8 protein-coding genes and 2 pseudogenes are annotated in these 9,716 nt (G+C 52.5%); 1 reads left to right on the plus strand and 9 read right to left on the minus strand.

Features of this window, described 5'->3' with window-relative positions:
* Positions 1–205: 205 nt before the first annotated feature.
* From tnpB to GGQ66_RS22530, 3 genes and pseudogenes are all read right to left on the minus strand, one after another.
* Positions 206–559, minus strand: a complete 354-nt coding sequence (gene tnpB / locus GGQ66_RS22520; RefSeq protein ID WP_183795929.1) for an IS66 family insertion sequence element accessory protein TnpB — start codon at positions 557–559, stop codon at positions 206–208.
* Positions 556–930, minus strand: coding sequence for a transposase (locus GGQ66_RS22525; protein WP_237359052.1), 375 nt, complete (start codon positions 928–930; stop codon positions 556–558). Before GGQ66_RS22525 ends, tnpB begins: the two co-directional genes overlap by 4 nt.
* 56 nt (positions 931–986) lie before the next feature.
* Positions 987–1,142: pseudogene (locus tag GGQ66_RS22530) on the minus strand (winged helix-turn-helix transcriptional regulator); the annotation flags it as partial.
* A gap of 105 nt (positions 1,143–1,247) precedes the next feature.
* Between GGQ66_RS22530 and GGQ66_RS22535 the strand changes: the two are divergent.
* Positions 1,248–1,502: pseudogene (locus tag GGQ66_RS22535) on the plus strand (integrase core domain-containing protein); the annotation flags it as partial.
* 213 nt (positions 1,503–1,715) lie between these two features.
* Here GGQ66_RS22535 and GGQ66_RS22540 read toward each other — a convergent pair.
* From GGQ66_RS22540 to GGQ66_RS22565, 6 genes are all read right to left on the minus strand, one after another.
* Positions 1,716–2,042: a Thoeris anti-defense Tad2 family protein gene (locus tag GGQ66_RS22540; protein ID WP_183795933.1), complete on the minus strand. Its 327-nt coding sequence runs from the start codon at positions 2,040–2,042 to the stop codon at positions 1,716–1,718.
* Positions 2,043–2,053: 11 nt separating this feature from the next.
* Positions 2,054–3,973: a glycosyl hydrolase family 28-related protein gene (locus GGQ66_RS22545; protein WP_183795935.1), complete on the minus strand. Its 1,920-nt coding sequence runs from the start codon at positions 3,971–3,973 to the stop codon at positions 2,054–2,056.
* 158 nt (positions 3,974–4,131) lie between these two features.
* Positions 4,132–5,217: a GSCFA domain-containing protein gene (locus GGQ66_RS22550; protein ID WP_183795937.1), complete on the minus strand. Its 1,086-nt coding sequence runs from the start codon at positions 5,215–5,217 to the stop codon at positions 4,132–4,134.
* A 6-nt stretch (positions 5,218–5,223) separates the two neighbouring features.
* Positions 5,224–5,994 carry a hypothetical protein gene (locus tag GGQ66_RS22555; protein WP_183795939.1) on the minus strand — a complete coding sequence of 257 codons (771 nt, stop codon included), beginning with the start codon at positions 5,992–5,994 and terminating at the stop codon, positions 5,224–5,226.
* Between the two features lie 62 nt (positions 5,995–6,056).
* Complete coding sequence (locus GGQ66_RS22560; protein WP_183795941.1) at positions 6,057–8,237, minus strand: capsular polysaccharide export protein, LipB/KpsS family; 2,181 nt, start codon at positions 8,235–8,237, stop codon at positions 6,057–6,059.
* A 17-nt stretch (positions 8,238–8,254) separates the two neighbouring features.
* On the minus strand, positions 8,255–9,463 hold the full coding sequence (locus tag GGQ66_RS22565) for a glycosyltransferase family 2 protein (protein ID WP_183795943.1): 1,209 nt from the start codon (positions 9,461–9,463) through the stop codon (positions 8,255–8,257).
* Between the last annotated feature and the right edge of the window lie 253 nt (positions 9,464–9,716).

Below are 9,716 nucleotides of genomic sequence, written 5' to 3' on the forward strand. Positions count from 1 at the left end.
ACAACCCCAAGCGTAAGCACGTCAGGAACGGGATGCTGTCACCCGTCGAGTTCGAACGGCAGCAGGAAATGTAACCCGAGGGCGTCCACAAAACTGGGGGCTATTCAATCGTCTGGAAGACCGACCGCATCCAACATGTTGGAAGCTTATCAATTTGGGCGGCATCACGCCGCCGGAATTTGCGAACCGAGTCATCGTGACGCACCTATTCGATTGCCTTTGGCGCTCTCGCCTCAACGGAGCGAACTCGCCGCCAGTCGAGCCCAGCAAACAGCGCCTCGAACTGAGCATGTCCAAGGGTCATCAGACCGTCTCGGATATCTGGCCAGGTAAACGTATGCTCCTCCAGCCGCTTGTAAGCCATCACCAGACCGCTGCCATCCCAGTAGATCAGCTTCAACCGATCCGCCTTGCGGGATCGGAATACGAACACCGTCCCCGTAAACGGGTCCTTGTGCAGCTCGTTCTTGACCAACGCCGCCAAGCCGTCGTGACCCTTGCGGAAATCGACGGGCTTGGTCGCCACCATGATCCGAACCCGGTTCGAGGGAAAGATCATGCCGGAACCGCGCAGGCACGCGCGACAGCGGCGATCCGGGAGGCGGACGCGCCTTCTTCCAACCGGATCGTGACCGCGCCGACGATGATCTCGGGACGGTTCGCTTTCTTGATGGGCGGCTCCGCAACGGGTGGATCGACGATCATCGCTGCAAACTCCACCGCATCCTCGGGCGCTGGTAAAACCAGCTTGCCCTGCCGTGCCATCGTCCGCCAAGTGGATAGGTGATTTGGCTTCAGACCGTAGCGTTCCGCAACTTCATTCACCAGCACTCCCGGCCGGAGGCTCTCTGAAACGATCTGTGCCTTGACCTCTTCCGGCCAATGACGCTGCGGCTCACGCCCAGACTTCCTGGTCGTGAGAACCTCCAATGTACTCTCCATGGAGAAACTCCCGTTGCTCGTCTATGGATAGGCGATCACAGATCAGGGCGATGAAGACAACGTGGTAGCGGAACACCGGTTACGTCCAAGCGCAGGTATTTGCGGATGGTATTCCGGGATAGGCCGGTCCTGCGGCAAATCTCCCGGATCGATAGATGGTCTCGAAAATGCCAGCGTCGGATCACGCTCAATAACGCCATGTCGATCACTCCATAGCCCCCGCTGAAAACATGCGAGGGAAAGTTGGAACATGGGTCAATTCTCAATGGAAATATCAGGCAACGCCGGGTCAGTTCTCAGTGGCAATCAACACGTCTGTCGCAAGCGTTGGCGACAGCTACGACAACGCTCTCGCTGAAACGATCAACGGTCTTTAAAAGGCCGAGGTCATCCATCGGCGAGGACCGTCGCGAAACTTCAAAGCCGTGGAGTTCGCTACGCTGGAATGGGTCGACTGGTTCAACAATCGCCGCCTTCTGGAGCCTGTTGGCAACATACCGCCAGCCGAGGCAGAAGAACGATACTATGCCATGCTGGACGAGCCGGCCATGGCCGCATAACTTAAACCAAACGGTCTCCGGTAAATCCGGCGCGGTTCAGTCAGCCTTAGGCGACATGAGCCCGATCAAGTTCGAGAGCATCCCTCTCAAGCTGGCATCCAAAACCGAGTTTCGCTCTCCACTTTTTCCGGGCAAGTCCAGCCAGCCACCATCAGTGAATCAGAACAAACGTTATTTGGGAATCACAACCGATTCAGAAAACGCAGAAATGCTCTAGACGGAGCCACCGTCAGCGTTCGGCTGATCCAGAGCCACCCAATCGACCGCCAGAAGATCGATCGATTGAGGTGTCCAGCAATCATTTCTATTATCGGCTGAATTGGTCATGACAAAAACGGGCATACTGGTCTTGCCGTCGGCAACCTCAAACAAACTGCGTGGCACCGCATTAACAAAGTTCTCGGTAACAGTCGAGGATACCGTTCCCTTGATGAACGTAACGTAGGTGTCCTCCCCCCAACTCTGGCGACGGATTGGATAACCGTCCTTAACGAGGTTCAATGCCTGAGAAAACGTTGCACCTGAGATTGCAATTGACATAGCTAATCCATTCAAATTTTCAGGTTGAGCACTGTGCCGATGTCCGATGAATGTGCAGACTTTCTTGACTGCGTCACAACAAATGTGACTTTCGTACAGTCTGCGCCGACTGGCTGCGAGGCGGGAGGGACATCCGGAATGTCTCCATCATAGAGAATATTCAACGACACCTCTCTCTGATGGTCCGGGGTTCGCCACATTCCATGGGGAATGCTGACAGTCTGTGCTTCGCCAACGACACTCACGTTCAGCCCTGCATTCCTGGCAGTAATTATGGTATTGCAGTCCGGTTTGAGCGTGGCGCCAGACAGGGAGGAGGAGGTCAGCCTGCTTGTTCGAATGTAATTCTCTGCCGGAACTGCATCCAGCTTAACTCCGGCAACATTGCTTCCGAACGCATTGCTTACCTCCGCATGTCCGGACAGTACGGCGACCCTTCCTGTGGAAGCATTTCGCCATCCATAATCGCTAGCCACGGACATAAGGTTCCCGACCGTTATGTCGGTAGATGTGGGCTTCGAAAGCAGACTTGCAGATGCCTCACCATCCTGCGCGGGACCGCGGCAGTTGGAGGCGTAAATCGAACCGATATTTACATGCTTTCTGCCTGCCTCGATGGTGACGGCATGCCCTGGCTGACCATTGCCTTCGTACTTGATCTCTCCGATCTGAACTTTGTCCTGATCAATTCGTACGCCGGTCAATGCCGGATTCTGGCCTTGTACATGGGCGTTTTTTCTGCGGCCCTCGATCGAGCCGATATTGATCTCGATGCTGGAGCTTAGTCTGACATCGGCGAAGGCAGTCGAATCTGTTGCAGCGAGAACATTGTTATTACGAGTGTTGATCTTGCTGATCTGCGCATAAACCCCTCGTTGGAGATAGACAGAGCCGAGCCCTCCCTCGGCGATAAGATTCTCTGCCTTCAGCCTCACTAGAGTCAAACCTCCGAGAGCGCGGAAATTCCAGCCATTCCAGCACGTATGCGTGTGGATGACCCCGATTTCGTGGGTTCCACTTGCTCCGGTTGAGTCAATGACGGAAAGAACGAAGCCGCTGATATAGTCACCTGGAAAGACCAATGATTTTATCGGCGTTCCCACGGCATTGGTATCTCCTACCAATCCGACTGTAATGCGGTTGATATAGGTGTCCCCCGGTCCAAAAGATATGAAGCCTTCATAAGCCGTGCGCTGTATGTCGATATCTTCCAGAACCGTATCCTGATTGTTACGATAGTCGTCATACCATCCCGCGGATGGCGATGCTAAGCCGCCGCACTCGGTATAAAAGCCAATTCCGGAGCAATTGTAGACCCCGATGTCCTTCGCTTCATACCTTCGGCCATATATGCTGATACCGCGACCAGTCAGCGGGTTTGTTGTTGCTGTTTGGAAATCATGGTTCCATCCGCCGTCGATGGAGAAGCCACGAAGTGATATCCCCCACGTCATGCGGTCCTGGTCCACGAGCGCGCCATTTCTGCCCGTGTTCTCGGTAAAATGTTGAGTTTCCAATATGTTCTTATGGGCGGCAACGGCGGCAGGCGTTGCCTTCAATTTAGTAAGGTTCTTGCCATTGCCGGCAATCGTGATTTCCTTTGGAATGACGATGGTTTCATCCACCAGATATTCTGCGGATCCAAGTTGCAATTTGCCGCGGTTGTTATGCGTGTAGGCAATTGCGGCATTGATGCTGCCGCCGTCGCCCAGCTGGCCTCCGACCGCGCCAAATTCCCGGACATTATACCACTTGACAGCTTGAGCCCAATTCTTTGCGTCCTCCGATGTTGAAGGCGACGCATCGATCGTAGGAGCGGCCGTTGTTGCCGTGTTTCCTGCCGCAAGGGTTGCTGTGCCTACAGGCAAAGTCGCAGATAAACCTAAAAGCTTTAGGAAAATACGCCTCTTGTAAGAACTTATCTCGCCCACAGGATACCCATTTCTTATCAGTCAGCCACCTGCCAAGAAACAATTCAACCCAATCTGTTCATAGAGCAGATTTACGTAATGATATTCCGCGAAGCAACTACGATTGAATGCCAAACTGCTGAGCGTAAACATGGAAAACTATGAGAGCTAAACCGACTTCACTTGCGGAAATCTAACAGTCTCTCGTCGCATTCTACCTCTACAAAATTCTGTGATAGACGGCGCAGCTTCCCGGCAGCGTCCTCACTTTTAGGCTTTACCTCACCATCGTCGCCATCTGCATGATCTGCCAGAAAATGGCGATTGAAGACCCGCATCACGTGATCGACGCCGACCTCTGCCACTTCCCGCAAATCTTCAGCGTAATATCTGCCGCCGGCATGTGGGCCGGTGATGATTTCGTAGGAAGGGAAATAATGGACATTTTCGAATTCGCGAGACATCGTGTCGCAAGCAACGCGCAATACTGATTTCGAATATGTCGTTGAAACAAGGACGTGCTGATCCTCCTTGGTGGCAACCAGAGGAACCGGCGATACTGTTAGTATGACTCTTGCTTTCGGATTTACAGCTTTGAGTTCGCTTAAAAATTCCGTCATATCCGCGGCGACTTCTTCGTAGGTGAAATTGTGAAAAAGATGCTGCTTTGGGTCGAATCTGCCGTCCACGACGCCCGGGCAGATCGGATACACGATACCATCATTCGCATTAACCCAGGCTTCCGTCAGGCCCAGCGTAAAGATAAAGAAGTCCAGCTTTCGGAACATCTCCCTGACGCAGGATAGATGGTAGTTTCGATCTCGCGTGAGTTCCGCAAGCGTGCGATATCCGCCGGGTTGGACGGTAGGGCGAAGAGGGTCAACAAAAACACCCTTCGTGTTCCAGTGGTCATCCACCGGTTTCAGGTCTTTAAACGCGCGGCGGAATAGCTGCAGCAGCTGTCTGGCCGTGTAGATGTTGCCGTAGCGGGCGGAGAAAACACCGTAGTTATTTTCCTTTCCGACCGCCTCGTTCAGCACCGGATGCACGTCTTCTGCTACGTAATACGTATACCCGATGTTCTTCAATCTGCGAGCCAGATGCTGGGCAAAGCAGCTTCCGCCCGTGGCGATGAGGTGTTCCTTTCTTATGAATTTGGGACCTGATGCAACGGGATCGACATCCTGGCTGGCCACACGAGATATCGAACGAGACCAAAAAGCGTAGTCCGGCAGCTTCTTATAGGGATGAATGGTGTTGTTCATGTTATCCTACTCCGGAGGCGCTTCTGCAATCTCGGCGACAATCTTCTTCAGGACTTCCTCGCCATACCATGCGGATCCGTGCGTGGCATCTCCTGCCCAAGCCTTGCGTGCCAGGAAACCATTGGCGTCCAAGCCGGAACTCGGGGCTGTTATCAATTTCCAGCGGCCCTTCTGTGCGGCCTCTTCCAAAACCATCCTGTTTAACAACCATAGCTTATATCGCAACGCTGCACGGGCTGGCACTAGATTCGCAGCCTCATAATTGGCTTTGAACCACTGATCCATATTTTGCGATATATGATCTGAACTTTCGATAGGCGGTGGCGGTTCTACCCAATACAGTTTCTTACTGTCCGTCATTTCCGCGAGGAGGGTGAAAAATCGTATGTATGGAAAATAATGCTGACGAAAATGGTTCAGGAATTGCTCGATAGGCAAGACTCTGACGTTGCCTTCGACTCTAAGATCGGGCCGCGATGGGACTATTATGTCGTATGGGATCTGCTGCTGAATAAGGCCGATGGCGTTATGGATATTACCACCCAGGACCGCTACCAAAACACGATCCGAATTTTGATCAAATGCGCCCAACTGATTTAAGGTGTGACCCATCGCGCTGTTTATGGATGCATCGTCTTTCTGAACAAGCGGCGATTGCCACTTGCTCTTGGGGTCGATGGAGACGAATGAAAATTTCTTCGACTGGTCTCTTTTTGCGGCGCTGGTCTCGGATCTCGATGCAGCCATAAGTGCCTGCAAATGGCTATGGCCGATCATTATAATGTGCTGCTTTTGATCCATGGTAGCCCAGTTAATTTCAACGCATTGTTTCAGGCAGTCTAGATGTTTTGCAGCACCTTGTCGAAAAGCTTTTGGGTGCTGATAGTCTTAGGGGGGGAGACTCGCATCGGCGAAATGCCCATCGTCAAATATTCGGTTATCGTCGATCTGACATTGCGAATGAGATGCTCTGCCAAGCCTGTTGCCCCACCTGTGATGTAGGCAGACCTTATACGCTCCGCCTGTTCAATTCGTCGTATCAGCTGGCCTGGTACGAACAGTTCGCCAACCGGAACGAGATGATGGAACAGATTGAACGCGACAAGCCGGCGCTGCAACTTCAAAATTTCGGTGAGATCTCTATTGGTTAAGAGATCGTCCATAGTGGCCATATGCCCGGCAAGCCCGAAAGAGCTTTTCCCTGTAACAACCGCCGGGGTTCCCAGCAACATTGCTTCAAAAGCCATTGAACTATTGACGGAAACAACCGCATCAATGTGACGGAGGAAGCCAATGTGCTCAGCCGGAGTCATAATCTCGTCATACCACAAGACCTTGTCCTGATCCTGCGACAGCTGCCACTCCCGGCATCGTTCATTGTCCGCTCGGACGTAGTCCGCACGGGAAGCCCCAGGGTGTGGGCGTATTATGCATACCCATCCATTCTCGAGAAGGGGTGGGACCACTTCCTCCAGGAAATCGACAAATGCCGAATATTGTTCGGCATGCAGCAGAAAATTTGCGTCGTCAGCCAACTGAAGCGGAATAAGGGCTACCTTCCTACCGTTGTTGCGCGCGAGCTTCAGGGTCTCCGGCACCGGTGGAATCTCGATGCCGCTGCGAGCGATATAGGTGTCCAGCCACTGTTCACTTTCTAGCTCGGGCAGCTGGAAACCCGGCGGAAGAAGCGAGGTTACGCTGTCACCATTTACGCCGAATGGATCACAGTGCCCGGTTTCGAGAAATGGCGATCGTGTCGGACCGAGTTCAAGCGATATGTGCTTCGTACTGGTTGTGCGCGAATAATCTGCAACAGCACCGTTCACCCCCCAGGTCATGATGGTTTGGAACGGAAAAACAGTGTACGCTTGATCGATGAGCTTTAATTGAAGTTCATATACCGGGCCGCGCCCCCGCATCAGATCCGTCCAGACAGAAACGCTATGTGCATCCCAGGCAATCTGCGGACTTAGTTGACTTTCGATTTCGCGGACCAGATTGAGGTCTTGGGAGAATGCCCAGTTCCGCTGTGAAAATGCCGAAACCAGCGGCTCGTATCGGGGGGAGTGAGCAACGCGCAGATGGCCATACTGGTTCCTCTTCGGGAGCTGAGACATGCCGACCCCCATCGAATACACCGTCCAGTTGTATGCCGTGCCGCCGCGAATGGGCAAAGGTTCGGTCCAATAAAGAATAAAAGGGTCGAACTCCGGGCGGAAGAACTGCTGCCGGAGCCTTCCATTGGCGGTGCGCCCTTGTCTGCGAAGCTCCTCCTTACGTTCGCGTTCCTGAGGGGCGTCGTATTCGGATACGATGGAATTCGTGCCGTCTCTGCGGATGGTACGCATGAGCGCGGGAACTTTTTCAGCGGCCACTGAAAAATCGGAGGGGTAACGAAGTGAAAGTCTCAAATGGAAGTTATAGTCTTCTTCGTATACGATACTCTCGTCGAAACACAGGTCGGCATCGGCAATTTTCGATCTGTCAACGGCAAAGCAACCCATTTGGAAATGCGGATTGTCGTATAGATTCTGGAGGCGGAAACTATCTCTGACGACGAACTGCTTTCGAACCGTAAAATTGTAATGCTCTGAGGTGTTCTGTTCGACCAATATCAAGCCGGAGTAGGAAATTGCTGCAGAGCTATTTTTCAGACTTGTCGTCAATCGCTCATAGTGGGCTTGTCCGCAAAAGTCATCATAGTCAAGGACGGCAAAAAACCGCGCATCGCTGGTTTCACGAATCCCTATGTTCAGGAGATGAGTGCGCAAGTCTTCGGGTTCGTCGAGGTCGACATTTATGACCCGTGGCTTGACGTCTTCATGCCAATGAAATTCGCCGATTAGGGACTCTAGTTCGACTACCTGCGCCGCGGAAAAGCGTTGAGCAAGAATGACCGGTTCTACGCGGGGGAATGTCTGCCCTTCGAGCGTAAGCAGGCACATCGACAACTGCTCAAGCTTTGAAAGGTCATGAAAACGTATCAGGATCGAGATCTTGTCATCGTAGTGTCTATTCATCTAATCGATCCTGATGTTTACCAACGCTTCTGTGCGAAATGGAAGTCGTTCTTAAAGTTTGCAACCTCAGTCCCGTTCGGCAAAGGCGCGATGTGGTCTATCGGCGGCATCGCCTCCACAGCCTCGTAGAAGCCGAATTTGATTAGCTGCTCTTCGCACATTTCTCTAAACTTAGGGTTGCGCCACTTGTGTCCAAGGTAGCGCCCGGCCTCGAGACGGTTCTGACGAAAAAACGCCGAAACCGCCGTTCTGCTTGCATAATCATGGAAATAATACGCCCAAGGGCAGTATTTGACGGTGAAACCGGCGCGTCGAATTTCCCATCCATAGTCCACATCATCGCAATATAGAAAAATATTCGGGTCAAAGCCTCCAACCTTTTCCCAGATTTTTCGTGTAAACATCGCGCAAGCTGTAACAGCCCATTCCGTATCGAACGTATCCGGGTTGAAGTACTTTCCATTTTCATTCGGTAGCTGCGCAGCTTCGATAGCCGCGGTCCATTCATGGCGATGCGCCATGCGAACCATACGTTCAAGCGCCTGCGGATGGAAAAAGCCATCGGGATTCAAAGTCATATAGGCCACAGCGTCGAGATCGGTGAAGGCATGCTTCATAAGTCTGGTGTGGCCGGCCGATGAACCTATGTTGCCGTCCGGATTCTCAAGAATTTTGACGCCGAAGCTCTCGATCATCTCGATCATCTCGTCTTCAAGTGGAGCGCCATTATTTATGACTGTCGTCACCAGCGTGACACCGTCGAGCCCTTTGCTGCGAGCTATCGAGCGAAGAAGCCGCTTGATTTCATCGAGCTCGTTGTTGAACAGCACGATCCCCATCGTAATCGTTGTGCCAACCGGTAACGGGAATTTCGTCCCCATGTTGTCGGCGATCATTACCTCGTCGAGCTCGATGTCCGCCATCCCACCAGGTCCGGCGACGGAAAGTTGATGCCTACGGAATGAAATGGCATCCGAATCTCCGGCACGAGCGAGGTCAAGGACACGCTTATGGAAGCCCTTCGGCGCTCGACGCCCTTCTGAAATGCCATACGTGAAATAATGGTGGAATGCATTCATCCCGGCTGCCCGAACGTCGGCGTTAGCCTTAAGATATTCTTCGTTATCAAACGCGGTGCGTACTGGGCTGTTTGCACTTATCGTCGTGGAGCCATTCTTTGGTTGGGTTTTGTTATAATTGATTAGTTTCTTCCAAAGATTCGTCATAATCCGCCCTGAGCATCGCCATATCGCGATTTTCATATCTCGTTAAATTTTGAAAATCTAGGCTAAACGGATTTTTTGGCGCTGGCAATTCGAAGCGTTCTGACAGAGAAATACGCCAGACAAACCCACGTGTTTCGGGGGCATCGTGAACTTAATGTCTGAACCGCGCCGGATTTACCGGCGACCCCAACGCGTGAGAAGTAGGGTCTATGACAAGCGGAACGACGAATAAGTTCTCTCCTGAAGTCCGCGC

Origin of the sequence: Allorhizobium borbori, assembly GCF_014196535.1 — a bacterium.
Classification (GTDB): domain Bacteria; phylum Pseudomonadota; class Alphaproteobacteria; order Rhizobiales; family Rhizobiaceae; genus Ectorhizobium; species Ectorhizobium borbori.